We start from the raw sequence: 25,098 nt of genomic DNA, 5'->3' as shown, positions 1-25,098 counted from the left end.
GCTATTACTGTCTTTTGGTTTATTTCTATTATGATTTTATATTATCTTAAAACTTTTCCTGCCTTAATCTTGTGGTATTCATTTTCTTCAACTACAACCTCACCATTAATAATTACATAGTCTATTCCTGTTGGGAATTGCATTGAATCTATGAAGTCATCAGATCCGCTAACTGTATCTTTATTGAATATAACTATATCTGCAAAGTAACCTTCTTTAAGCTCTCCTCTTTCATCTATTCTGAAAGCATCTGCAGCTTTTTTACTCATTTTGTATACAGCTTCTTCAAGTTTAAGAACACCTAACTCTCTAACAAATCTGCCTAGTATCTTAGGGAATGATCCATAAGCTCTTGGATGTGGTTTTCCGCCTAAAAGTCCGTCAGTACAAACATTGTGTTCAGGTCTCTTCATAAACGTAATAACATGTTCTTCTTTTCCGTAGAAGTCAACCATTCCAACTGCATTTTCTTCATCTCTAAGTAAGTCGAAAGTAGCGTCAAGTGGATCTATTCCTCTCATTTCGCCTATTTCTTGTAGGCTCTTACCTATAACATCTTTGTTTTTGTCAGTCTTTACACTAGTTACAAATATTTGATCAATACCTGCAAATTGTATAAAGTTATCCCAACCTTCGATTCCGTTAGCTATATCGTCTTTCATTTTTTGTCTATCGGCTTCATTGTTAAGTCTTTCTATAAGATTATCTGTTCCACCAGCATGTGCCCATGGAGGTAATACAACCCCTAACATAGTACTTCCTGCTGCATATGGATATTGATCTAGAGAAACAGTAAGTCCCTCATCTTTAGCTTTGTCTAATAATTTTAACATTTGTGGAATGAACTTCCAGTTAGATTTACCGCAAACTTTAAAGTGTGAGAAGTGAATTTTAATTCCAGATTTTTTACCTATTTCGATAATTTCTTCCATTGATGGCACTATTGTGTCAGCTTCACTTCTTTGGTGAACAACAAATGGTCTATCGTATTTTGCACCCACTTTACATATTTCAATAATTTCTTCTGTCAATGAGTATGCACATGGTATATATATAAGCCCACTTGATATACCAATAGCCCCTGCTTTTAATTCTCTCTCTGTGATTTCACACATCTTTTGAATTTCTTCTTTTGTAGCAGGTCTATCTTCAAGTCCCATAGCTTCCATTCTGATATTTCCATGAGGCACTAAATATGTCTCATTAAGACCTATCCCATTATCTTCCATCATTTTCAGATAATTTTCAGTAGTCTCATAATTCCAATCTATTTCATCACTTTCACCATCTAGACCTGCAAGATTTTTTCTCCATGGAGATATAAATTCTTTAGGTAATGGGGCCATAGATATACCATCTTGACCCAATACCTCAGTTGTAATACCCTGTCTAATTTTTACCTCATTATATGGATTTACTAAAATCATCAAATCTGAATGGCTATGAGTATCGATAAATCCTGGGCAAACTACTCTACCTTGAGCGTCTATAACTTTATCAGCTTGCTCATTTAGTTTAGCACCTAACTTAAGTATTCTGTCGTTCTCGATTAATAGATCGCCTTCATAAGGTACAGTATTATTTCCATCTATGATCAGCCCATTTTTTATTAAAGTTCTCACAAAACCATCTCCAATTCTATTGTTCAATACCTAAAATATCTCTTATATCATATACAATGTGTCAGTTTAGATTATTTTCCGTAAACTGATTTTAATATACCGTAGTATCCTTTTGCACCTGTGAAAAGTTGCTCTAATTCTATATACTCATCTATAGTATGAGCTAAGTTTTCTTTTGATGGTCCGAATCCTATAGTTCTTATTCCTGCCTCACCTGCGTAGTGGCTTCCGTTAGTACAGAATGAATATTGAGTTATTTCTGGGTTTATTCCAGCTTCTTTTAATCCTTTGTAAGCAGCTTGAACGAACTCATCATTCTCATCGTATAACCAACCTGGGAAGAATCTTTCACTTTCTATTGTGTTTCCTGTGTAGCAAAGTTCTTTTCCGAATGCGTAAGAAACTTTAGCGTTTAGCTCTGAATCTTCTTTCATCATTTTTTCTAATAACTCTTGAACTGGAGCTAAAACACCTTCTCTAGTTTCACCAACTAGTAATCTTCTGTCGAAAGTAGCTTTACAATAATCTGGCACTACTGATGCTCCTGGGTATGGAGAAGATTTTATATCTGTAAGAACTAATATTCCGTCTCCTAATCCACCTTGGTTTGGAGGTGTTAAGTTTTGTATTGCTTGAATAACGTTTGCCATTTTGTAAACAGCGTTTATTCCTTTTTCTGGGTTAGCAGAGTGAGCAGGTTTTCCGAAAGTTTCAACAACTACTTCCGCTCTACCTCTTTGACCTATTTTAAGGTTTAACTCTGAAGATTCACCTATAACAACATAGTCAGGTTTAACTGCAGCACTTATTTCTCTAGCAGAAACACCTTCGAATATTTCTTCATGAACAACACCAGCTACGTATAATTCACCAGCGAAATCCTTGTTAGTATCTTTAGCGAAGTAAGAAACAGCAGCCATCATAGCACTGAATTGACCTTTCATGTCTGAAGTTCCTCTTCCGTATAATTTACCATCAACAATTTTACCTTCGTACGGTGGTTGAGTCCAAGCAGATGGATCTGGAACTGGAACAGTATCTATATGTCCATCAAATAATATTTTCTTTCCTGGTTTGTTTCCTTTTATACAACCTATTATGTTACCGTATCTATCTCTTGACCAGCTGTCAAATCCTAATTTTTCCATGTTAGCTTCTATAGCTTTTACTACGTTTTCTTCTTGTCCTGAATCACTTGCCTGTCTTATTATGTCTTGTAAAACTCCTGTTAATTCTTGTTCTCTTGCTGTAGTTAACATTTCAATTCCTCCAACCATTTCATATTTAATTTTTTTATTTAAATTTTACTATCTTTAATTTTATAGCCTTTAAAACTTGTTATCTTTTAAAATTTCTATCATTTCAAGTTTCTATCTCATTTGAAAATTTAAGCTCTAAACTTATTATTTTCTTCCGTGAGGTCCGTGAACACTTGGGCAATTTCCATCCCATACTATGCTTTTGTACATTTCTGGATCAGTGTCACCTTCTGTACTTATAACTAATACTTTAGAGTTAGCATCTAATTTAAGAGCATCTCTTAAGTCTTTCATATCGTCGTTTGTCATTATTTCAGCTACTAATCCTGTTGTAACAGCTCCTGACTCTCCTGATATTACTTTTTCGTCTCCTCTTAATGGGTTACCTAAAGTTCTCATACCTTTAGAAGCTACCCAGTCTGGTGCAGAAACAAATGCTGAAGCATAGTTTTTAAGTACTTCAAATCCTATTGTGTTTACTTCTCCACAAGCAAGACCAGCCATTATTGTAGGCATATCTCCACCAACAGCTACAGCTTTTCCGTCGTTTACTTCAGCTGATTTGTAGTAGCAATCTGCTTCGTCAGCTTCTACAACTACAGTTATAGGGCACTCCTCAAAAGCGTTTGCAACGTAACCTTGAACAGCTCCAGCTAATGATCCAACCCCTGCTTGAACGAATACGTGAGTTGGTCTATCTACACCGTACTCTTTTAATTGTTCAACAGCTTCTTTAGCCATTGTTCCGTATCCTTGCATGATCCATGCTGGGATGTCTTCGTAACCTTCCCAAGCTGTATCTTGAACTACTAGTCCTCCTGTTTCATTAGCATGTTTTGTAGCTAATCTAACAGCGTCATCGTAGTTTAAGTCAGTTATACTTGCTTCAGCACCTTCGTCTTTTATCTTGTTAAGTCTGAATTCTGTAGATCCAATTGGCATGTAAACTACTGATTTTTGCTTTAATCTGTTTGCAGTCCAAGCAACTCCTCTACCGTGGTTACCATCAGTAGCTGTGTAGAAAGTTACATCACCTAATTCTTTTCTTGTCTCATCTGAGATTAATTTATCGTAAGGTAGTTCTGATATATCTTTTCCTAATTTATCTGCCATCCATTTACCCATAGCATAAGATCCACCTAATACTTTAAATGCGTTTAATCCAAATCTGTAAGATTCATCTTTAACGAATAATCCTCCAACACCTAATTCTTTAGCTAAATTATCTAGTTTCACTAATGGAGTTTCAGTATATTGTGGAAAACTTTCGTGGAATTTTTTAACCTTGTCTATTTCCACATCTTTTAAAAAGTCTATTATTTGTTCTTTGTTATCTGTCTTTGGTAAAGTATTTACTTTCCATTTGATTTCTCTCATTTATTTTTCTCCTTTCAATTTTCATAGTTTTTATTATATTTCTGTCTATATTTAATAGCAATTAACATGCCAACTAAGCTTTCGTTAAATAAATATTTTTTATCTAGTGTCTAAGCCATTTACAATTATTGTCGATTTGTCTGTATCTTTCTCGACCACACAAAAAATTCTCGTTATGATAATATTTTCCCAATTCGAGAATTATCATAACGAGAATTAATTTATTCGTCTTCTAATTTTCTATAAAGAGTGGCTAGGCCTATCCCAAGCTTCTTAGCTAGAAGCTTCTTAGTCTTAGTATCCCTTCCATACTTGTCTAGTAACTTATTTATATACATAAGCTCTAAATCCTTTATTTTAATTATATTTTCTTCATTTTCTAGTAAATCTGCAGATACTTCACTTATATAAGAATTAATCGATTTAGGTAGTGATACATCACTTTTTCCATTTATAGGATCCACTTCTTCTCTGTAGTAATTTAAGATATCTACAGGAAGCATATCCTTATAAATTGTGCCCTCATCATCTACTAAATTCATCATATACTCTACTGCATTTTCTAGCTCTCTTACATTTCCAGGCCAGTTGTAATTGATAAGCATATCCATAACCGGCTCTCTAATTTCATTTAGATGCTTGTCTAATTCCACCGAATATTTAGATACAAACATCATCATCATATCTTCTATATCTTCTTTTCTTTCTCTCAACGGTGGCAAATTAATCGGTATTACATTTATTCTATAATATAAATCTTCCCTAAACTCGCCTTCATTAACAAGATGTAAAAGATTTTTATTCGTCGCTGTTATAACCCTTATATCTAAGTCTATAAGTTTATTAGATCCAACTCTAGCAAATTTTCTCTCCTGAAGAACCCTTAAAAGCTTAGCCTGTAAGTGCATAGGAAGGTCACCGATCTCATCCAAGAATATAACTCCTTCATTCGCGAGTTCAAATTTCCCCACCTTTCCACTACTGTTAGCACCACTAAATGCACCTTTGCTGTAGCCAAACAGTTCACTCTCCAGTAAGTTTTCCGGTATAGCCGCACAGTTTAACGCTATAAAAGGTTTGTTCCATCTATCTCCTTCAGAGTGTATCGCCTTAGCTATAAGTTCCTTACCTGTACCACTTTCACCTGTTATCAGAACTGTCGAATTAGACTTAGCAAGTCTCTTGGTTCTCTGTTTAACTTTCTTAATAGCCTCAGAGCTACCTATTATAGAGTCTATGTTTTTATATCCCCATCCGCTATTTATCTCAGTCCCCTGCTTTGCTGCATACGTTTTATCGAATACTAGTATTCTGTCAAAAGTCGGCACATAAGGATATACGTGGATTTTTTTAGATGTAATATTGAAAACTTCTTTTCCTATTTTAAATTCTACCAATTCTTTTCCATTCGAAAATGTTTCAAGCAGTTTTATTGTAATCAGCTTGTCCAAAGCATCGTTTTTAATTCCCATTTTTTTCAAAGCTATATTGTTTATATATGAAATATGGCTATTGCTATCTAAAATTACCACACCTTTTTCGACATGATCCAATATTTCCGTTAACGTAGTGATCATCTTATCATTGTTGTCGCTAATTTCAAATTCCTCCATCTTCATCGATATAAGGTCTGAAATATGATTTATAAACGTTGTATAACTCTCTAATTTGTTTTTTATTTCTTTCTTCTTATTTACAACAGTGCTTATTGCTCCGATTACACCAATAGTATGATTATCATTATATTTAATCGGAACAGCAATAATAACTTTGTTTAAACATGTCTGGTAATGATCGCACTCTACACATACGTCACTGTCACAAATATCTAAAACCGTCATCTGCTCGCCCGATACTATGACTTTATTGTAAATATATCCCTCTGTAACTACACTTTCATCTATTTTAGATTTGTAGATTCCCGAGCCGCTTATCCTCATCAATCTATCGTCGACAATTTCTATATCTATATCTAATACACTTGCAATAGTTTCAGTATATTTTATCATATATTGTTGGAATTCTTTTAATCTACTTCCCATCAACATACCTCCATAAAAACTTAATTTCAAAAATATAGTATCCACTTATATTTTATCACATATAAGCACGACAAGTTAAGCAATTATTAACAATAAAGCCCTTATTTACAATTTAAAATAAAATTTTATAAAAAAATACCTTTTATTTAGAAAAATGGATTCATTTTGCTAAATAAAAGGCTAAATGTTTTAGATAGATTTATTTATATAGATTTAATATAAACTTTTTTTAGTAGACTTAATTTTTATTATTATATCGTTGCTAAAGCTTCTATTTCAACAACAGCATCCTTTGGCAATTGTGCAACTTGTACACATGATCTTGCTGGTGGATTTTCTTTGAAGTATGTTGCATAAACTTCATTTACATCATTAAAATCTTTAAGATCCTTAACGAAAACTGTAGTTTTGAATACTTTATCCATGCTAGTACCAGCTTCTTCTAATATCGCTTTAACGTTATCTAAAGACGCTTTAGTAGCTAACTTAGGATCAGTCATTAATTCTCCTGTTGCCATATCTATTGGAAGTTGTCCCGATGTAGAAACTATGTTTCCAATTTGTATAGCTTGTGAGTATGGTCCTATTGCTCCTGGAGCTTTCTCTGTAGAAATTACTTTTTTTGACATTTACGTCACCTCCTGCTAAGTTAAGTATTGACCATGTTCTTAGAACACGATTCTAAACACTAATAAACCCTTCTTTATCTAATTAAATCATTTAACTTCGTTGTTAATGATTTATTAATGCTCTTTCATATTTTAAAAAGCAATTTTCATGCCACTTTTATCCTTTTGTTTTATTTTTTTATTAATTCTACTCTTAATGTAAAACTAATACATCTAGCTACAAATCTTCAGAATAAAACTTTTTTAAACAATATAAACGGCACTTCCTTGTTTATCATTATGAGAATTTTATCATAACGAGAATTTTTTTTGATAATTTAGGTAAATTATCACTATACTAATTCAAATTGATAAAATTCCTTAACCTTTTTATTTAAATTGTATCAATAAGATCTTGTAACTCTTTTTCTGAGAATTTATACTTTTGATTGCAGAATTGACATCCTACTTCCGCCTCATTATCCTCTTCTAATAGTTCTATCAAACTATTTTTTCCTATAGAAATAAGTGCTTCAGCCATTCTTTCCTTTGAACAATCGCACCCAAATGCAACATCGCAAGAATCTAGAACTTTTGGATTTAACCCTGATAGTACTTTTTCTAACATATCTTCTGGTTTATCTCCAGATTTTAGCATATCTGTTATAGAAGGAATCTCAGAAATATTTTTTTCCAACTGACTTATGACTTCTTCAGTTGCATCTGGCATAAGCTGTACTATAAATCCTCCTGCATATTCAACTTCATCTTCTCTAGTGTAAACACCAAGCGAAACTACTGAAGGAGTTTGCTCAGACATAGCAAAGTAATTTGTAAAATCTTCAGCTATTTCTCCACTAGCTATAGGATAAGCTCCATTATAAGGTTCTTTTAACCCAAAGTCTTTTATAACTCTTATAACGCCATCTTTACCTACTGCTCCCGCTACATTTAATTTTCCATTTGGGTAATCTTCCACTTCAACATCGGGATTTGACACATATCCTTTTACTGTTCCTCTAGAGTTGGAAGTAACCAATATACTTCCAATCGGCCCTCCACCCTTTATTATTACTGTCAATTTATCCCCATCGTTCTTCATCATAAGGCCCATAATAGAAGTCGCTGTAAGCGTTCTTCCAAGAGCAGCTGTTGCTACTTTTGTAGTCTCGTGTAGACCTCTAGCTTTTTCGACCATATTTGTAGTATCTGCTACAAATGCTCTAACCTGACCATCTCCAGCAATTGCTCTAAGTATATAATCTTTCATTTTATTTCCTCCAAATATTACAGCTCTATTATTTTCACTAATTTCGCGTTAATTTATTCCTTAATTTGCTCTTTAATTTGTTCTTTAATTTTCTCTTTAATTTATTCCTTAATTTTTATTTCTTTTACTTTTTAAAATTTTATCACTTTTATTTTTTAATACTTTATTTAAATCATTTCTTGCATACAAAAAATATTCTTTGGGAAGTACTTTTAGGCTCCTCAAAGGTAAAATCACCATAAACCTTTATATTACCAAATCCCGATTCATTTAGTATTCCTACAATTTCTTCTTTTGTATACGCTCTTTGTCTATGTTCTTCTTCAAACTTATCGAATTTACCTTCTTCATCTTTAATAAAGAAGGCTAAATCCATATCTAGTGTGTTGTCTTCTTCATAGAAAAAGTTTTGCCACATATAAGTTACATCTTCTCTATTTTCTCCGTACATATTGTTTCCTAAAACTTGAGATAATTTATAGTAAGAGCTTATATCGAATATAAATAGCCCATCGTCTTTTAAAAGTTTATATGCCTTTTTAAAAACACCTTCAAGATCTTCATCATCTATTATATAGTTAAACCCGTCACATGCACATAAAACACAATCTAGGTTATCTATTTCAAAATCCAACTCCGTTATATCTTGCTCCAATAAAACAAGCTCTATCCCCTCTTTTTCTGCCTTTTCTCTCGCAACGCCTAGCATTTCATACGATATATCTATACCTGCTATATCGTAATCTTTTTTTGCAAGCGGTATAGTTAAATTTCCAGTACCACATGCAAGCTCAAGTATATTTTTAACCTTTACATCTTCCTTATCTATAATAACTTCTAGGTATTTGACCCAACCATCATAGTCGACCTCATCCATAAGTTCATCGTATACAAAAGCGAACTCAGTGTATTGCTCCATTTTATCTTTGCTCCTCTTTTTTACTCTTCCTGTTTCTGGATGTTAATATACCACCGATTTGACCTGCTTCTTTCGCTGTCAACTCAGCCCAACCGTATTCTTTTACTTTATCTAGAAGCCCTAATTCAGCAGCTATTTCGTATTTCATAAAGTCATTGTTAGTGATTATCTTGGTATTTTTTCCATTAACAATCTTAGTTTTTTTGTGAACTGCTCTATCTTCTTCTACATTTATATCTAAATTTCTATTATTTACATTTTTATAATCTTTAATTTTATCGTTATTTTCATCTCTGTATTTTTTATTATTTTTGTTGTTCATTAAAACCACCCCTTATATCTTTATTTTTGTCATCATAAATGATTTTTATACAAAAATAGAAGGGGGAGGTTTTTTAATCTATAGATTTTTTAAATTTAAGTAGTTTTTTGTATGTTTCTATCGCATTTATAAATATCTTCTCGTCGAAATTAAAGTTAATATTGTGAAGGCTGTTTACGTATCCCTTTTCTTCATTTTTAGCTCCTAGCATAAAGAATAGTCCGGGAACCTCTTTTTGATAGTACGAGAAATCTTCTGATATCATCAGTGGATCTAACTCAATGACATTTTCTTTACCTACAGCTTCTATAAATTCATTAAAAAGATTTTTATCGTTGTTTACCGCTCCATAGTCGTCTATAATCTCCACATCTATCTTACAGTCGTACGAAACTTCAAAACCTGCCGCGATCTTTCTAAGTCTTTCCTTCATTGTTTTGTATACTTCTGGCTTGAAGGTCCTCATAGTTCCTTCCAATCTAATATTTCCAGCAATTATATTTCTTCTAGATCCCCCATTGATACACCCAATAGTAAGGACTGCGTTATCTATAGGACTGAGATTTCTAGAAACTATACTTTGAATTGCATTTACAAAGTTTCCTGCTATAACAATTCCATCCACACTAGTCTGTGGCATTGCCCCATGACCGGTCTTTGAAGTTATATCTATATTTAGATCTCCAATTTGAGCTAGAAAATACCCAGGTCTTAATCCGACATACCCCTCTGGTATTTCTGGATATATATGTAGTCCAAACACTTCATCTACATTGTACTTTTTAAATACGCCTGCTTTAATAATATCTTCCGCTCCACCAGGCCCTTCTTCTGCTGGTTGAAATATAAATACTATATTGTCGTTTAAGCTTTCTATATTATTTGTCACATATTCTATTAGACCTAAAAGAATCGATGTATGTCCATCGTGGCCACATAGATGTTTTGGACCCTCATCACTACAAAGAGCATCTATATCCGCTCTAAAAGCTAAAGTTTTTTTAGGATTTTTACCTTTTATAATTCCAACTACACCTGTTTCTAGAACAGTTTCGTATTCGACACCTAGATTATCAAGGTGATTTTTTATGTATTTTGAAGTCTCAAACTCATTTCTTCCAAGCTCCGGAATCTTGTTTAAAGTTCTTCTATGTCCTAACATCTGTTCAAAAAGTTCATTTTTCTCTCCCATGTTTTTCCCTCCTAATCTATCTATATATTAATTATTTTTTATATTTAAAACTCATATTTCTTACATTTTATAAAAACTTAATTTTTATGTTTATTAGAAATTTATTATAAAAATTTATTTATACTGATTTTATCATAAAAGCTTTTTTAATACTATTTTAAAATTACATACTTATAAGTCTTTATACCTTTTATAGCATCCTATAAAATACAATCTACGATTAATCGACTTTAATGTACTAATCTCTTCTATTATTAAGTATTTTATATGTGATATCATATAAATTATCGAATTTCAGGGTGGTATCATGATTTTATCCAAAATAGAGCGGGATGTTTCGGTTTGATACATACTTTATTATACGTCTTTGCAGGAATCGATATAAGCGTGTTAGTACATACTGAAATTATAAAAGGCTGATTAGATTAACAATTGTTAATTTAATCAGCCATTCTTATTAAATAAATTTCTTAGCAAGAGAAGAAATGCTTTGCAAGTCCACCCTTAGCTGTTTCTTTGTATTTATCCATCATATCTATTCCAGTTTCTTTCATAGTTTGAACAACTTGGTCTAAAGTTATTGAATGGTGTCCATCAGTTAATAAAGAGTAGTCCGCTGCATCGTACGCTCTCTTAGCAGCCATAGCATTTCTCTCTATACATGGTATTTGAACATATCCATATACTGGGTCACATGTCATTCCTAAGTGATGCTCAAGTCCGATTTCCGCCGCATACTCAATATGTCTTACATTTCCGCCTTTTAAGTATGCCACTGCTCCAGCAGCCATAGAACAGGCAGCTCCAACTTCACCTTGACAACCAACCTCAGCTCCAGAAATCGATGCGTTAGTCTTTATTATATTGCCTAACATACCTGCAACACAAAGAGCTTCAACTAACTTTTTGTCATCGTACCCATAATGATCTTGCATTGCAAAGAATATCCCCGGGATAACCCCTGCTGCACCGCAAGTAGGAGCAGTTACTATTATATTTCCAGATGCGTTTTGCTCAGATGCTGCTAAGGCATACGCATACACTAAAGTCGAGAATTCTTTATCTTCTTGATATTTTTTGTAAAAGTCGCCTGCTCTTCTCTTTAGGCTAAGTTTTCCGGGAATCACTTCATCAGTACTTAAACCTTCTTTAACTGCATTTTTCATAGCTTCTCTAATCTTATCTAAATACTCAAGAATGTCCTGACTATCGTTTTCCACTACATAATCAACTAAAGTTTTATTGTTTTCTTCACACCATTTAATAAGATCGTCCATAGTCTCTAAAGAATACACACTGTTAGCTTTACTATTTCTTTGACCTTCTTCAGCTAAAGTTCCTCCACCTACAGAATAAACAGTCCAATCTGCAGTAACTTTCCCGTCTTTATCTAAAGCTTCAAGCATCATTCCGTTTGGGTGGAATTCTTTTACTTCTTCTTCCATCCAAATGATCTCAACTTTTTTTGGGGCTATCGTTTTCTCGATTATATAATCAGTTAAATGTCCTTTGCCTGTAGCCGCTAGACTACCATATAAATGAACTCTAAAACTTTCAGCATCTGGATTATCATTTTTAAATCTCTCCGATGCCCTCTGAGGTCCCATTGTATGTGAACTCGATGGACCATTTCCTATCTTGAATAATTCTTTTAAACTATCCATTATATACCTCCCAATATTTTAATTGATTTTTACATCTAAATTTACATTTTATAATAATAATCTTTTTATTTTGACATCTAATTATATTATACATAATTTAAACAATCAATACATAATAATTATATTAAAAAACTAATTATTGTTAAAAACAGTATTATTTAAAAAAGTTCCATATATTACATATAATTTATACACCAATAACCTTAATTTAACATCTATTTTTAAAGTCTCAATATGAAAAATATGCGAGTTTGATCTCTTTAATTTAATATATTTAATAATATTAAATAATAATTTCGAATATTAAGTTGATTTTATCAAAAATATGTATTATCATTAATATAATTAAATAACCTATAACCTAGGGTAGAGGTGCTTCAACTAATAGTATTCAATAGGAGCTGGCAAGTTTTGATTATTGAAGAAAGGGGTTGTGGCCGAAGATTGTACTGTGCAAAGGTACTTTCTGGGATTGCATATAAAATGTGTAATACTGTCGCTTTTTTAAAGTGGTGAGCTACAGGGTTTACTTTGAATTAAAATGATCACGTACAAAGTATACCTTTGTACGTTTTTTGTTTGAAAGATTTAATAAAAATTTAATTTGGCTATTATATGGATATTGTAATCAAAGAGGATATTTAAGGCATATTTTACAATGTTTTTGGCATTAATCGCAATTTACATAGCAAAATGTTATTCATATAATATAGTAAAGCAAGTTTAAAGAACTACAAACAAAATAGGTTGATAAATATAAATATTAGCAATGAGGTGGATTGTATGAAAAAAGTTAATTTAGCAATTGTCGGTGCAACAGGAATGGTTGGTAGAACATTTCTAAAAGTACTAGAAGAAAGAAATTTCCCTATAGATAATTTATTTTTATTTTCTTCTGCGAAATCAGCTGGATCTAAAGTAAATTACGCAGGAAAAGAATATACTGTAGAAGAACTTACTCAAGACTCTTTTACAAATAGAGGAATTCAGATAGCTTTATTCTCAGCAGGCGGAACAATAAGTGAAAAATTTGCTCCTATTGCTAGCTCAAACGGAGTCTTAGTTATAGACAACTCAAGCCACTGGAGAATGGACCCAGATGTTCCTCTAGTTATTCCAGAGGTAAACCCAGAAGCTATAAAAAACCATAAAGGTATCATAGCTAATCCAAACTGCTCTACTATACAAGCTTTAGTTCCACTAAAACCACTTGATGACAAGTACAAAATAAAGAGAGTTATCTACTCCACTTATCAAGCAGTTTCTGGATCTGGAGTAAAGGGAGTTGAAGACTTAGAAAAAGGTATGGAAGGAAACCCTACAGGATTCTACCCACATCAAATTTCTTACAACTGTCTACCCCACATTGATTCATTTACAGAAAATGGATACACAAAAGAAGAGTTAAAGATGATAAACGAAACTATGAAGATATTAAATAACTACGATCTTAAAGTTACTGCTACTACAGTAAGAGTTCCTGTAAAAAACGGTCATAGTGAATCTATAAACGTAGAATTCGAAAAAAGCTTTGAATTAAGTGATTTAGTAAGTAGTTTAAATTCTGCTCCAGGAGTTGTAGTTGTAGACAATCCTGCAAACAATGAATACCCTACTGCATTTGAAGTAGATGGAAGCGACGAAGTATTCGTAGGAAGAATAAGAAGAGACTTCAGTATAGACAACGGAATCAACTTATGGGTAGTTGCTGATAATATCAGAAAAGGTGCAGCAACTAACACAATACAAATAGCGGAAAAAGCAATAGAATACGATTTAGTGTAAATAAAAATTAATATTAAGTAACTTAACGGCAATATAGTGAAATTAAAATTCTCATTAAGTACAGAAACAAATTGAATTTAAAAGAATTCAGGGTATAATTTAATTATGCCAAATATAAAATTGGGAGGTAATTGATTATGTTATTTAAAGGTTCTGCAGTTGCAATCGTAACACCGTTCACAGAGGATGGAAAAGTAAACTTCAATAAGTTTGGTGAATTATTAGAGTTCCAAATAGCTAACGGAACAGATGCTGTAGTAGTTTGTGGTACTACAGGAGAAGCCACTACTATGACTACAGAAGAACAACTAGATCTAGTAAAATACGCAGTAGAAAAAGTAAATAAAAGAATTCCAGTAATAGCGGGCACTGGATCAAACAACACTATGCACTCAGTATTTATGAGTCAAGAGTGTGAAAAACTAGGCGTTGACGGATTATTAGTTATAACTCCTTACTACAATAAAGCAAACAAAGCTGGACTTAAGCGCCACTTTGAAACTATAGCTGCCAGCGTTAAACTTCCTATAATACTGTACAATGTACCTGGAAGAACTTGTGTAAATATTAGCCCTAGTTTAGTTGCCGAACTTGCTAAAATAGACAATATAGTTGCTGTTAAAGAAGCAAGTGGAGATTTAGGTCAAGTAGCAGAAATAGCTAGCTTAGTTCCAGAAGATTTCGCTATTTACTCAGGAAATGACGATACTATCGTTCCTCTACTATCAGTAGGTGGTCACGGAGTTATATCAGTTCTTGCAAATATATGCCCTCGAGAAACTCACGATATGGTAACTAAGTTTACAGAAGGCGATGTACAAGGTGCAAAAGAATTACAACTTAAATTAGATGCTCTTATAGCATCACTATTTATAGAAGTAAACCCTGTTCCAGTAAAAACAGCTCTTAACTTGATTGGATACGAAGTTGGAGATTTCAGACTTCCTCTAGCGGAAATGGAAGATAAAAATCTTGATGTATTAAGACAAGAATTAGTAAACGCTGGATTTAAAGTAGTTAAGTAATTCAATTTTTAAATAATTTAGCGGTTCAACAATTCAATAATAAAATTTTCAAATAATATTTATGTTGATTGTTTGACTATAGTTTAATTGCTTATAAATTATCTACAGTATTAAGATACAGAATCAAGAAAAGTAACATAGGAGGAAAATATGTTAAAGATAATAACAACTGGCTATGACGGTAAAATGGGTAAAATCCTTGCTGATGCAATAAGAGAAGACGAAACATTGGAGCTCGCTTGCGTTTCAGCTAGAGGTATGTCAAGCCAAGAAGGTGGACTTAAAATATACGATGATATGTCTCAAATAACTGAGAGTGCAAATGTTGTAATCGACTTCTCTCACCCAACAAATTTGGATAACATATTATCTTATGCATTAAATACAAAAACTCCTTTAGTAGTAGCTACAACTGGGTATAATGAAGATGAGAACAATAAAATAACAGAAGCTTCTAAAGTTATTCCAGTATTCAGATCTTACAACATGGCCCTTGGCGTCAATATAATGTTGAAATTAGTAAAAGAAGCAACAAAGCTATTAAAAGGATTTGATATAGAAGTAGTAGAAAAACACCACAACAGAAAAGTCGACGCGCCAAGTGGAACTGCTGTAATGATTGCAGAAGGAATAAAAGAAGTATTATCTGACGTCGAGTTTACATACGGCAGACATGGTAGAGATGCTAAGAGACAACCAAACGAAGTTGGTATACACGCAATAAGAGGTGGAACAATAGTTGGAGAACACGATGCAATATTTGCCGGAGACAGTGAAGTTCTTACAATAACTCACCAATCAGAGTCACGCAGAATTTTTGCAAACGGATCAATAGCCGCCGCAAAATTCTTAGTTGATCAAAAACCAGGACTGTACAATATGGACGACATGTTAAGTATATAAAACAAGGAGAAAAACTAATGGTAAATTTAAATGACGCTTACGAAATAGCAAGATACATCAAAGAAGTAGAGAAAAAAACACCTGTTAAAATCTACGTGAATTCAACTTCAGTAGAGAAAGTTGCAAGCGATGATTTCAAAGTATTTGGAAACAACAGTTCTTATGTATTTATAGGGGACTACGATAAAATAATGGATGCTCTAAACAAATACAATGTTTCAGAAAATGATATGCACATAGAATTTGACAGAAGAAACTCAGCAATACCTCTTAAAAATACATTACATGAGCATGCAAGAATAGAGCCAGGAGCTATAATAAGAGACATGGTAACTATAGAAAAAAATGCTGTTGTAATGATGGGAGCTGTAATAAACATAGGAGCTTCTATTGGAGAAGGTACTATGGTAGACATGAATGCAGTAATAGGAGCTAGAGGAACACTTGGTAAAAATGTTCATCTAGGTGCTGGAGCTGTCGTAGCAGGAGTATTAGAGCCACCTTCAGCAACACCTGTAATAGTAGAAGATGGAGTAATGATAGGAGCTAACGCAGTAATACTTGAAGGTGTTAGAATAGGTAAAGGCGCTGTTGTAGCTGCTGGTTCAGTAGTAACTTCAGATGTAGAAGCTGGATCTGTTGTAGCTGGATCACCTGCAAAAGTTATAAAGATGAAAGATGAAAAAACTGAAGATAAAACTAAACTTATGGATGACCTAAGAAACTTAGATTAATCTATAAATAAACATAACAAAGACCATAAAGATCTAGAATTCATATCGCATGAGTTCTAGGTCTTTTTATATGTCTAAATAAGCATTCAACTATAATTTAAATTAGGTATTCAACTATAATTTTAAAAAATTCTGTTATTTTGACTTTTACACACTTTATAGATACATCTACTTATGCTAAACTTGGGGTAGATTGACAATCAGACTGATGAAAAGGATTAATTTATACAATCTATAGGAGGAAATCATGTTAAAAATAATAGTAAGCGGATATAATGGAACAAATGGATCGATACTCACAAAATGTATTGATGAAGACGAAAACTTAGAGCTAATCTGCGGAGTTTCAAGATCATTAAAAAGCGGATCATATGACGGAAAAAACAAACTATACAAAAACATGGACGACGTAGCTGAAAAATGTGACGTGATAATAGACTTCTCACATCCGGCAAACCTAGATTCGATACTAAAATATGCTTTAGCAAATAAAACACCTATAGTACTAGCGACAACAGGATATTCTCAAGCAGACTTAGAAAAAATAGACAGCGCATCAAAAGAAGTAGCCATACTCTTATCATCAAACACCTCATTAGGAGTCAACATATTTATAGACCTAGTAAAAAAATCAGTAAAACTATTAAAGAACTTTGATATAGAAATAATAGACAAACATCACAAAAGAAAAGAAGACGCACCGAGCGGAACAGCCCTAATGTTAGCAAGCGCAATAAAAGAAGTAGACACAAAAAAATACAACACATACGGAAGACAAGGAAGGGACGCAAAAAGAAGCAAGGAAGAAATCGGAATCCACTCAATAAGGGGAGGATCGATAGTCAGCGACCACGACGTAATATTTGCGGGAGACAGCGAAGTCATAACGTTCAAGCACCAAGCTCAATCAGACGTAATATTCGCAAAAGGTGCACTAGTAGCCGCCGAATATCTTCAAAGCAAAACTGACGGACTATACGAAATGAAAGACGTCTTAAACATAGACTAAAGTAAAGAACGGGAGGATATCTTGTATATACAGTAATCGTGTATTGCATTTCTAGACGCACTTTGCCTAGCATGCACTTTACAGTTACTGTATATGCAAGATATCCTCCCGTTTTTTACAACAATCTACCACTTAGTTCCTACACCAAGTTCCAAAGCCTTATCATAAATCATCTTAGCAGTAACAACATCTTGCACAGAAATCCCAACAGACTTAAACACGATTATCTCATCGTCATTCTCTCTTCCCGCCAAACTGCCATTTATAACGCTGCCAAGTTCACCAGTAAAATCACTCTTAGAAATAATTCCAGCCTCAAGAGGTTTTATAAAATCCCCAGCCTCAGCCAAAACAGCTTCCTCAGAATCAAAGAAAATCTTACTTGCTCTCGTAAGCGTAGTCGGATCAATTTCCTGCATATTAGGTTGATAAGAACCAACACCACTTATAGTAGCACCTTTCTTAACCTTATTTCCATCAAAAACCGGCGTATTCGAAGTCGTAACAGTTATAATCATATCCGCACCATCTACAGCATCATCAGAATTATCAACTGCAACAAACTTAGTATCGTAACTTGCCAGCTCTTTATCCATCGAATCTACAAAATCCTGAGCCTTTTTCAAACTCCTATTAAAAATCCTAACCTCATCCAATTTCCTAGCCGCTAACATAGCCTCCAACTGAGACTCAGCCTGTCCACCAGTACCGATCAAAGCACCTATCTTAGCATCCTTCCTAGCTAAAACATCAAACGCAGCACCAGAAGCAGCTCCCGTACGTATTTGAGTAACATATGTACCATCCAAAATAGAACAAACCTCACCAGTCGTCCCATCAAGTAGCAGAACAGTCGCAGGAGTAGAAGGAATTCCCTTCTCAACATTTTTAGGGAAAACAGATACAATCTTAACCCCGGCACAATCTATATCTTCAATATACCCCGGCATAAACAACAAACTTCCCTCATGTTTAGGCGCAGGAATATTAGTTCTAAGCGGAACAACACTTTTCTTCTCAGTAAAAATCCTAAAGGCCTCTTTATCAGCCACAATAGCATCTTTCATAGTAAAAACACTCTTAATATCTTCCTTGCTAAGCAATAACATAAAATACCTCCATATCGTCTCGTAACACATGAAACATATAATAAAAAATGTAATGTTATACAAAATACATACAACATAAAATTACATACAAATACATTATACGACTTTTCATAAACTTTGCACACAATATTTTAACTTAAAACCTAGAGTTTAGGTTAAAAGTTTCTCATTTTGAACTTCTAAAACTCTGCAATTAGCCATCAATCTCTTTAGCTCCTAAGGTCTTGCCTATTCGCATTAGCTCTTAAGTCTTGCTCTTACGCCCTAAATTTAAAAGGAGTTTTAGGTTCAAATTCCCTACATTTTGAACTTTTAAAACTCTTCAATTAGCCATCGTTCTCTTTATCTCCTAAGGTCTTGCCTATTCGTTTTAGCTCTTAAGTCTTGCTCTTACGCCCTGAAATAAGACAAGAGTTTTAGGTTCAAATTCTCTACATTTTGAACTTCTAAAACTCTACAATTAGCCATCATTCTCTTTAGCTCCTAAGGTCTTGCCTATTCGTTTTAGCTCTTAAGTCTTGCTCTTATGACCCTAATTATTGGAAGATATCTTGCATATAAAGAACCCGTGTATTGCATTCTTAGACGCTCTTTGTCTAACATGCACTACATGGTGGCTTTATATGCGAGATATCTTCCAATTTTTTGCAACCATAAGCCCCAACATATTAACTCACCGGTCCTGAGCTCCTCGCCCTAGCTCTTAGGTCTTGGGCTTCCCGCCCCTAAGTCATGGAAGTAAAAAACGGGAGGATATCTTGCATATAAAGAAACCCGTGTATTGCATTCTTAGACGCTCTTTGTCTAACATGCACTACACGGGTTCTTTGTATGCGAGATATCCTCCCGTTTTTTACAACCTTACTTAACCTTGTTCATATCATCCATTACATTTAGTATCACTTCATCTGTAACAGACATTCCCTTATCACTTACTCTACCTAAATTTCTTATACTCTCCTCGACAGTACTACCTACTATACCATTTTGAGAAGGAACTAAACAATCTTGCTTAGCAATAATAGCACTTTGCATAGCCGCTGAAGCCGCTGATGATAATTTAAGAGCACAACCAGGTTTTGCTCCATCACATATCATTCCACTTAAATCTGCTATCATATTTTGTATAGCACCTTCTATTTGCTCTTGAGAAGAATCCATCAACCAAGATAATCCTGCTGTAGCACCTGTTGAAGCTGCAACACCACATCCGCAAACCGCTGATAATCTTCCTGTAAAGTTTTTAATAAATCCAGTAACTAAATGAGATATAGCTAAAGCTCTAGCTAATTTTTCTTCAGTTTGTGGGAATTTATCGTTGTAGGCAACTATCGGAAGTATTGCAGTTAGCCCATGGTTACCACTTCCATTAGAACTCATAACAGGCATCTTTATTCCAGCCATTCTGGCATCTGACGCACCTGCTGTAAGCATCATTGCGTGGTTGATAAGATCATCTGTTAAAAGTCCATCTTCTATAGATTTCTTAATTCCGTATCCAACGCCTATACCAATTTTTTGATCTAGACCTAAACTCGCCATTTCTTCGTTCATTTTAACTCCATCAAGTAGGAATTCTATATCTTTAAAGTCCATGTTCTCAATATTTTCTATAAGCTCTTTTATTGTCACAGTATCCATAAGTTTTTCTTCAGTAACAGATGAAATTGCTGAAGCATTTTGATCTACTTCATTGTTTAGTAAAACTTCTCCATCTCTCTCTAAATACGTAAAGTTATCGTGTTTTGTTCTTATAATTACTTTTGCAGTATGGTCTTTACCTTTTAGACTAACCTCTATAAATACTTTTTCCTTAGTATCAGCTGGAGATATTGAGATAGCATTGTTGTCCATGTATTTTTCACTATCTTCAACTTCTTCAGTAGTTAAAGTTTCAAGTACGCTTAATCCATTTTCAGAATGCCCGCCAATAATTCCCATAGCTGCAGCTATTTTAAGTCCTGCTCTATTAGAACCTGGTATACCAACACCCATACCGTTTTTGTAGATGTTTGGACTAACTGACATTTCGTTTTCTAATACTTCTTCACCTAATAATTCTTTAGCTTTTGCACAAGCTAGTGCAAGTGCAACTGGCTCCGTACATCCAACTGCTGGTTTAACTTCTGCTTTTAATATATCAATTAATTCTGCTCTTATATCTCTCATAATATTTCCTCCTCAAATATAATTATAAATTTATACCTTAATATAAAAGCAAAAACTATGCCAAAATAAAATCGTTTTTATATTTTTTATACACTAGAAATACCAATACTTTGATGTGATTTTCTTTCATTTCACAAATATCCAGTTAAAAAATATATTCAAAAAGAAACAAAATAATCCCAAAATGAGATTGTATGTCAATTTGGGATTATTTCATATTTTTCAAGTTTTCTATAAAGAGTCGATCTAGATATCCCTAAAGACTTAGCTGCTAGATCTTTATCTTTTTTGTAGTCTTTGTATTTATTCAAAGCTTTTATTATCTCTCTTCTCTCTAACTCATCCAGTTTAACGATATTTTCATCTTCTTCTCCTGGAGTTACATCTATATTTTTAACCTTTTGAGGTATTACATTTATAGTTATTATTGGTGTAGAAGACATATTTACACTGTACTCTATAATATTTTGTAATTCCCTTATATTTCCAGGCCATCTATAATTAATCATGGTATCTACAACGCTCTCTTCTATGCCTACTACTTCTTTTTCCAGCTTCTTAGAGTATTCCTTTATCATGTAGTCTATAATCTGTGGAATATCCTCTTTTCGCTCTCTGAGGCTCGGAAGTTTTATAGGGATTACATTTAATCTATAAAATAGATCTTCTCTAAATGTCCCCTCTGCTACCATTTTTTCTAAATCTTTATTTGTAGCTGCAATTATTCTTACATCTACATAAATATGGGATTTGCCTCCAAGTTTGTTTAGCTCCTTTTCTTGGAGAACTCTGAGTAACTTTGCCTGCAAGTGAAGACTCATATCACCTATTTCATCAAGAAATATGCTACCTTTATGAGCGAGTTCAAATGTACCTATTTTACCACCCTTTTTTGCACCTGTAAAAGCACCTTCCTCGTATCCAAATAATTCACTCTCAAGTAGATTATCCGGTATAGCGGCACAATTTACAGTTATAAATGGATTATCAACTCTATTGCTGTGGTTGTGTATAGCCCTGGCAAATAGCTCTTTACCTGTACCACTTTCTCCTGTTATTAAAACTGTAGAAGTCGATTTCGAAGCCATAGAAGCCTCTTCTTTAGATTTCATAATCGCTCTGCTATTTCCTATTATATTCTCAAGTTTTATTCTGTAATCCTTATTCATTTTATTGTAGTTTTTGATAGCATCTTTTTTATCTATAAAGTCTATTACATAGCCCTTCAATTCGCCTTGAAGCTCTATTTTATTCATATTGTAAAGCCCTTTTGAATCATGACCGTTCCTTCTGTAGAAAAAACTACAAGACTTATTCTTCTTAAAGTTATCAATCGAAGGTCTATTTATAAACTCTAGCTCTCTAAATATATTCTTGCCTGTCATTTCACCTTTAAGATTGAATACTTGCATAAATTTAGAGTTGTATTTATCTATTTTTCCATTTACATCAATCGATACGACAGCCTTGTCCATATTATCAAATAGAGTTTCGAGTTTCTTTTTTTCTAAATCTAGTTCATAAGTCTTTATATGAGCTTTTAATTTGCTCGATATTAGATCAGCCATCTTCCCTAAGAAATTAATCAGATCGTTTTCTTTATCTTTAATTACCTGTGCCTGATCTTCGGTAAATGCTATAAGGCCAATTACTCCATAAGATTTATCTTCGTACACAATAGGGCAACAAACCTCTGCAAACTCCATACAGTTTTCGTTTCCACAACATTCTTTACAAATTTCACTACTCTGAGGATCGTCTATGAAAATAATGGATTGATCTGTGTATGATTTTTTGAATGCAGAATACTCATTTACTCTTTCACCTATCTTATCAAGATAAATGCCTGTCCCAGCGATTCTTACCAAGTGGCTGTTTACTATTGTAACATCTATATTTAGCACAGATTCAATAGCATATGCTATGTTTTGTATATCTTCTTTTATATATCCTAGTTCCATCATATGAATCATTCCCTATTAATTTATTCTATATTGGATTGCCCTTTATCCCTTTATTGGTTTATTCTTTATCTCTAGATTTGTTTATTCTTTATCCCTATTCTTTCTTATGAATAGAGTCTCCCTTATATCTTTCAACACAACTAAAATTTTATTCAATGTAAACTGAATAGATATCAACATTACAAACAACATTACTATTATTATTACCCTGTATTCTAAACCCATAATCTACTCTCCTTATCGAGAAAAGACTAGGCTATTAGCCTAGTCTTTTCCATGTTGTATCTATATTTATATATTAACTCATTTATCTTCTTTTTCCTATATAAATGTATTTATTTGTTCTAAATTCTTCTAATTTTCCTTCAAAATTTAGATTTAGAAATGCGTTAAACACTTCGTGTGGGTAGTAAAATTTTGAATGAAATCCACAGAATCTATCTTTAAGGTATTCCAATTTCACTTTAAAGTTTTTAAAGTTTAAATCCTCAATAATAAGATCTCCTTCATTCTTTAATACTCTTCTAATTTCAGATGATGCCTTTTTAAAGTTTTGTATTTCGTCTAATTGATCTACCACAATTAGTTTGTCAAAATAATTATCTTCAAATGGTAGGTATTCTAATGTACCTTTGACTACATTGCAGTTTTCATTGTGTACTAAAGAATAACAAACATCTTCATAGTTACTATCTTCAAGTATTGTAACAGAGGTTCCATACATTCTAAGTCTTTTACCTAGGCTTCCTATTCTGCCTACCAGTAAAATTCTTTCCCCCACATTGTATTTTATCTTCTCTAAAAAACATCTTATTTCATCAATTTCAGCTGATGCTTTGGTGTTATGCTCATTCACCTGAAGTAACATGCTTTTCACTATATTTCACCTCTTTAATCCTCTCTCTAAAATAATGTACAAGATACATTATACTAAGTGACTCTCAACTATTCAATAGCAAAATAAAATTATTTTTTTTAATAAAAACTGTATATGGAATATACTAGATTATTTGATTCATTTTACACAGAAAGCAATTATCATTTGCACTAAAAGTAGCTTTTTAGGCGTTATTATTTTCATAAAGTTTCTTGATTTTAGATATAGAAACTTCATATGCTACCTTTTTAAGTACTTCTCCATTGTCAAGTTTCTTCTCATACTCTCTGCTCTGTACTCTGCCCCAAAGTTGTATCCTATCCCCTATATTTAGGTTTTTAGCAAATTTTGCATTCCTCCCCCAAACTATTGCTGGTATGTAATCTGACTTATTGTACGGTCTATTGATAGCCATGAGAAGATCTGTAATTTCTCTTCCCAATGGTGTTTGTCTATAGACTGGATTTTTGCATATGTAACCATCCAAAAATATACTATTTGGATCTTTATTGTCATCCTCTATTTGAGTTATTTCTCTAACGAAGATTGTTAGTATCAATCGATTCTTATTATCTATCGATTTGTTATAAGATCTAAGTTGACCTGTAACACTAACAAAGTTTTGTTCTTCAATATCAATATCTTGAAGCAGTCTTTCTGAGATTGTTATTGGAAGTATATCAAATGAATCACTCAATCTATTTATTTTTATATCAATATTATAAAATTTTTCTCCAAAAATTTCATGGCTGAACTTTAGCTCATTTTCTAGCTCCCCTCTTAAGTTTACAACGTTATTCTCAGTATTAATCGATATCATATTTTATCCCTCCAAATTTGTTAAATTCTTATGTTTTCTTGTTTACTTATACAATAAATATATTTAACCGGAAGGCCTTTTATTACAAATACTTAAGTATTTATTTTTCAAAAAAGCCATTCTAAAACTCGACTAGAGCTAGGATGGCTTTTGCTTATCGCATAAATTAAAAACTTTATTTAGATTTTCTAAAGACTTGTTATATCTTCGTCTATTCATGTACTTCCATTCTTCCAGGTTTAAATAATTATTCCAGTCTCTTTAAAACTTCTTAATATATTACCAACATTTATTAAAGGTAATTTTTTAACTTCCTTTAGAACACGATTTAAACTATATAAAGTTGATTATCCTACCCCATTTGTACCTGCAAAAATATAATATGTTTTTTCCAATTAAAACACACCCTTGTTATAGTTCAACTCCTC

General features: G+C 33.0%; 21 protein-coding genes and 1 riboswitch. Of the genes, 5 read left to right on the top strand and 16 right to left on the bottom strand.

What is annotated here, in order from left to right:
• Window positions 1-41: 41 nt before the first annotated feature.
• The 10 genes from J2Z43_RS06910 to J2Z43_RS06865 form a co-directional block, all read right to left on the bottom strand.
• Window positions 42-1,622, bottom strand: a complete 1,581-nt coding sequence (locus tag J2Z43_RS06910; RefSeq protein ID WP_209456511.1) for an N-acyl-D-amino-acid deacylase family protein — start codon at window positions 1,620-1,622, stop codon at window positions 42-44.
• Window positions 1,623-1,693: 71 nt separating this feature from the next.
• Window positions 1,694-2,881 carry a YgeY family selenium metabolism-linked hydrolase gene (locus J2Z43_RS06905; RefSeq protein ID WP_209456510.1) on the bottom strand — a complete coding sequence of 396 codons (1,188 nt, stop codon included), beginning with the start codon at window positions 2,879-2,881 and terminating at the stop codon, window positions 1,694-1,696.
• A 144-nt stretch (window positions 2,882-3,025) separates the two neighbouring features.
• Window positions 3,026-4,258, bottom strand: coding sequence for a diaminopropionate ammonia-lyase (dpaL, locus tag J2Z43_RS06900; RefSeq protein WP_209456509.1), 1,233 nt, complete (start codon window positions 4,256-4,258; stop codon window positions 3,026-3,028).
• Window positions 4,259-4,479: 221 nt separating this feature from the next.
• The gene (locus J2Z43_RS06895; protein WP_209456508.1) at window positions 4,480-6,300 is read right to left on the bottom strand and encodes a sigma-54 interaction domain-containing protein; all 1,821 of its coding nucleotides are present in this window, start codon (window positions 6,298-6,300) and stop codon (window positions 4,480-4,482) included.
• Between the two features lie 251 nt (window positions 6,301-6,551).
• The gene (locus J2Z43_RS06890) at window positions 6,552-6,929 is read right to left on the bottom strand and encodes a RidA family protein (RefSeq protein WP_024621694.1); all 378 of its coding nucleotides are present in this window, start codon (window positions 6,927-6,929) and stop codon (window positions 6,552-6,554) included.
• Window positions 6,930-7,302: 373 nt separating this feature from the next.
• A complete protein-coding gene (hslO, locus tag J2Z43_RS06885) occupies window positions 7,303-8,178 on the bottom strand; it encodes an Hsp33 family molecular chaperone HslO (protein WP_209456507.1) in 876 nt (291 codons plus the stop codon).
• Window positions 8,179-8,350: 172 nt separating this feature from the next.
• On the bottom strand, window positions 8,351-9,097 hold the full coding sequence (locus J2Z43_RS06880; protein ID WP_209456506.1) for a class I SAM-dependent DNA methyltransferase: 747 nt from the start codon (window positions 9,095-9,097) through the stop codon (window positions 8,351-8,353).
• 1 nt (window position 9,098) lies between these two features.
• Window positions 9,099-9,419, bottom strand: coding sequence for a small, acid-soluble spore protein, alpha/beta type (locus J2Z43_RS15265; protein WP_209456505.1), 321 nt, complete (start codon window positions 9,417-9,419; stop codon window positions 9,099-9,101).
• Between the two features lie 73 nt (window positions 9,420-9,492).
• Window positions 9,493-10,611, bottom strand: coding sequence for an amidohydrolase (locus J2Z43_RS06870; RefSeq protein WP_209456504.1), 1,119 nt, complete (start codon window positions 10,609-10,611; stop codon window positions 9,493-9,495).
• 470 nt (window positions 10,612-11,081) lie between these two features.
• A complete protein-coding gene (locus J2Z43_RS06865) occupies window positions 11,082-12,275 on the bottom strand; it encodes an L-serine ammonia-lyase, iron-sulfur-dependent, subunit alpha (protein ID WP_209456503.1) in 1,194 nt (397 codons plus the stop codon).
• Window positions 12,276-12,634: 359 nt separating this feature from the next.
• Window positions 12,635-12,803, top strand: a riboswitch (Lysine riboswitch).
• A 255-nt stretch (window positions 12,804-13,058) separates the two neighbouring features.
• Between J2Z43_RS06865 and J2Z43_RS06860 the strand changes: the two genes are divergently transcribed.
• The 5 genes from J2Z43_RS06860 to dapB (J2Z43_RS06840) all read left to right on the top strand — a co-directional run bounded on the left by J2Z43_RS06860 (window position 13,059) and on the right by dapB (J2Z43_RS06840) (window position 17,731).
• Window positions 13,059-14,060 carry an aspartate-semialdehyde dehydrogenase gene (locus tag J2Z43_RS06860; protein WP_209456502.1) on the top strand — a complete coding sequence of 334 codons (1,002 nt, stop codon included), beginning with the start codon at window positions 13,059-13,061 and terminating at the stop codon, window positions 14,058-14,060.
• A 137-nt stretch (window positions 14,061-14,197) separates the two neighbouring features.
• Complete coding sequence (gene dapA, locus J2Z43_RS06855) at window positions 14,198-15,085, top strand: 4-hydroxy-tetrahydrodipicolinate synthase (RefSeq protein WP_209456501.1); 888 nt, start codon at window positions 14,198-14,200, stop codon at window positions 15,083-15,085.
• Window positions 15,086-15,235: 150 nt separating this feature from the next.
• The gene (gene dapB / locus J2Z43_RS06850) at window positions 15,236-15,988 is read left to right on the top strand and encodes a 4-hydroxy-tetrahydrodipicolinate reductase (protein ID WP_209456500.1); all 753 of its coding nucleotides are present in this window, start codon (window positions 15,236-15,238) and stop codon (window positions 15,986-15,988) included.
• Window positions 15,989-16,005: 17 nt separating this feature from the next.
• Window positions 16,006-16,722, top strand: a complete 717-nt coding sequence (gene dapD / locus J2Z43_RS06845) for a 2,3,4,5-tetrahydropyridine-2,6-dicarboxylate N-acetyltransferase (RefSeq protein WP_209456499.1) — start codon at window positions 16,006-16,008, stop codon at window positions 16,720-16,722.
• Between the two features lie 247 nt (window positions 16,723-16,969).
• Window positions 16,970-17,731: a 4-hydroxy-tetrahydrodipicolinate reductase gene (gene dapB / locus J2Z43_RS06840; protein ID WP_209456498.1), complete on the top strand. Its 762-nt coding sequence runs from the start codon at window positions 16,970-16,972 to the stop codon at window positions 17,729-17,731.
• A gap of 125 nt (window positions 17,732-17,856) precedes the next feature.
• Here the strand turns inward: dapB (J2Z43_RS06840) and J2Z43_RS06835 are convergent, their stop codons facing one another.
• The 6 genes from J2Z43_RS06835 to J2Z43_RS06810 form a co-directional block, all read right to left on the bottom strand.
• Entirely contained in the window at window positions 17,857-18,840 is a 984-nt protein-coding gene (locus tag J2Z43_RS06835) for an ornithine cyclodeaminase family protein (RefSeq protein ID WP_209456497.1), read from the bottom strand.
• Between the two features lie 861 nt (window positions 18,841-19,701).
• The gene (locus J2Z43_RS06830) at window positions 19,702-21,009 is read right to left on the bottom strand and encodes an L-cysteine desulfidase family protein (RefSeq protein WP_209456496.1); all 1,308 of its coding nucleotides are present in this window, start codon (window positions 21,007-21,009) and stop codon (window positions 19,702-19,704) included.
• 197 nt (window positions 21,010-21,206) lie between these two features.
• Complete coding sequence (locus tag J2Z43_RS06825; protein WP_330617470.1) at window positions 21,207-22,973, bottom strand: sigma-54 interaction domain-containing protein; 1,767 nt, start codon at window positions 22,971-22,973, stop codon at window positions 21,207-21,209.
• Between the two features lie 81 nt (window positions 22,974-23,054).
• Entirely contained in the window at window positions 23,055-23,198 is a 144-nt protein-coding gene (locus tag J2Z43_RS06820) for a hypothetical protein (RefSeq protein WP_209456494.1), read from the bottom strand.
• A gap of 82 nt (window positions 23,199-23,280) precedes the next feature.
• Window positions 23,281-23,841 carry a class I SAM-dependent methyltransferase gene (locus tag J2Z43_RS06815; protein ID WP_234926210.1) on the bottom strand — a complete coding sequence of 187 codons (561 nt, stop codon included), beginning with the start codon at window positions 23,839-23,841 and terminating at the stop codon, window positions 23,281-23,283.
• 193 nt (window positions 23,842-24,034) lie between these two features.
• Complete coding sequence (locus J2Z43_RS06810; RefSeq protein ID WP_027701111.1) at window positions 24,035-24,670, bottom strand: single-stranded DNA-binding protein; 636 nt, start codon at window positions 24,668-24,670, stop codon at window positions 24,035-24,037.
• Between the last annotated feature and the right edge of the window lie 428 nt (window positions 24,671-25,098).

It is taken from the genome of Metaclostridioides mangenotii, from assembly GCF_017873185.1.
Lineage (GTDB): Bacteria > Bacillota > Clostridia > Peptostreptococcales > Peptostreptococcaceae > Metaclostridioides > Metaclostridioides mangenotii.
Note: the sequence above shows the minus strand (reverse complement) of the source record. Positions and strands in the feature narration are given on the sequence as shown.

Excerpts from the sequence above, each read along its gene's own strand:
- dpaL (WP_209456509.1), bottom strand. The coding sequence starts at position 4,258 with ATGAGAGAAATCAAATGGAAAGTAAATACTTTACCAAAGACAGATAAC.
- dapB (WP_209456498.1), top strand. The coding sequence starts at position 16,970 with ATGTTAAAAATAATAGTAAGCGGATATAATGGAACAAATGGATCGATA.
- dapA (WP_209456501.1), top strand. The coding sequence starts at position 14,198 with ATGTTATTTAAAGGTTCTGCAGTTGCAATCGTAACACCGTTCACAGAG.
- dapD (WP_209456499.1), top strand. The coding sequence starts at position 16,006 with ATGGTAAATTTAAATGACGCTTACGAAATAGCAAGATACATCAAAGAA.
- J2Z43_RS06820 (WP_209456494.1), bottom strand. The coding sequence starts at position 23,198 with ATGGGTTTAGAATACAGGGTAATAATAATAGTAATGTTGTTTGTAATG.
- J2Z43_RS06835 (WP_209456497.1), bottom strand. The coding sequence starts at position 18,840 with ATGTTATTGCTTAGCAAGGAAGATATTAAGAGTGTTTTTACTATGAAA.
- J2Z43_RS15265 (WP_209456505.1), bottom strand. The coding sequence starts at position 9,419 with ATGAACAACAAAAATAATAAAAAATACAGAGATGAAAATAACGATAAA.
- dapB (WP_209456500.1), top strand. The coding sequence starts at position 15,236 with ATGTTAAAGATAATAACAACTGGCTATGACGGTAAAATGGGTAAAATC.
- hslO (WP_209456507.1), bottom strand. The coding sequence starts at position 8,178 with ATGAAAGATTATATACTTAGAGCAATTGCTGGAGATGGTCAGGTTAGA.
- J2Z43_RS06865 (WP_209456503.1), bottom strand. The coding sequence starts at position 12,275 with ATGGATAGTTTAAAAGAATTATTCAAGATAGGAAATGGTCCATCGAGT.
- J2Z43_RS06860 (WP_209456502.1), top strand. The coding sequence starts at position 13,059 with ATGAAAAAAGTTAATTTAGCAATTGTCGGTGCAACAGGAATGGTTGGT.
- J2Z43_RS06895 (WP_209456508.1), bottom strand. The coding sequence starts at position 6,300 with ATGGGAAGTAGATTAAAAGAATTCCAACAATATATGATAAAATATACT.
- J2Z43_RS06825 (WP_330617470.1), bottom strand. The coding sequence starts at position 22,973 with ATGATGGAACTAGGATATATAAAAGAAGATATACAAAACATAGCATAT.
- J2Z43_RS06815 (WP_234926210.1), bottom strand. The coding sequence starts at position 23,841 with ATGTTACTTCAGGTGAATGAGCATAACACCAAAGCATCAGCTGAAATT.
- J2Z43_RS06830 (WP_209456496.1), bottom strand. The coding sequence starts at position 21,009 with ATGAGAGATATAAGAGCAGAATTAATTGATATATTAAAAGCAGAAGTT.
- J2Z43_RS06905 (WP_209456510.1), bottom strand. The coding sequence starts at position 2,881 with ATGTTAACTACAGCAAGAGAACAAGAATTAACAGGAGTTTTACAAGAC.
- J2Z43_RS06870 (WP_209456504.1), bottom strand. The coding sequence starts at position 10,611 with ATGGGAGAGAAAAATGAACTTTTTGAACAGATGTTAGGACATAGAAGA.
- J2Z43_RS06810 (WP_027701111.1), bottom strand. The coding sequence starts at position 24,670 with ATGATATCGATTAATACTGAGAATAACGTTGTAAACTTAAGAGGGGAG.
- J2Z43_RS06890 (WP_024621694.1), bottom strand. The coding sequence starts at position 6,929 with ATGTCAAAAAAAGTAATTTCTACAGAGAAAGCTCCAGGAGCAATAGGA.
- J2Z43_RS06880 (WP_209456506.1), bottom strand. The coding sequence starts at position 9,097 with ATGGAGCAATACACTGAGTTCGCTTTTGTATACGATGAACTTATGGAT.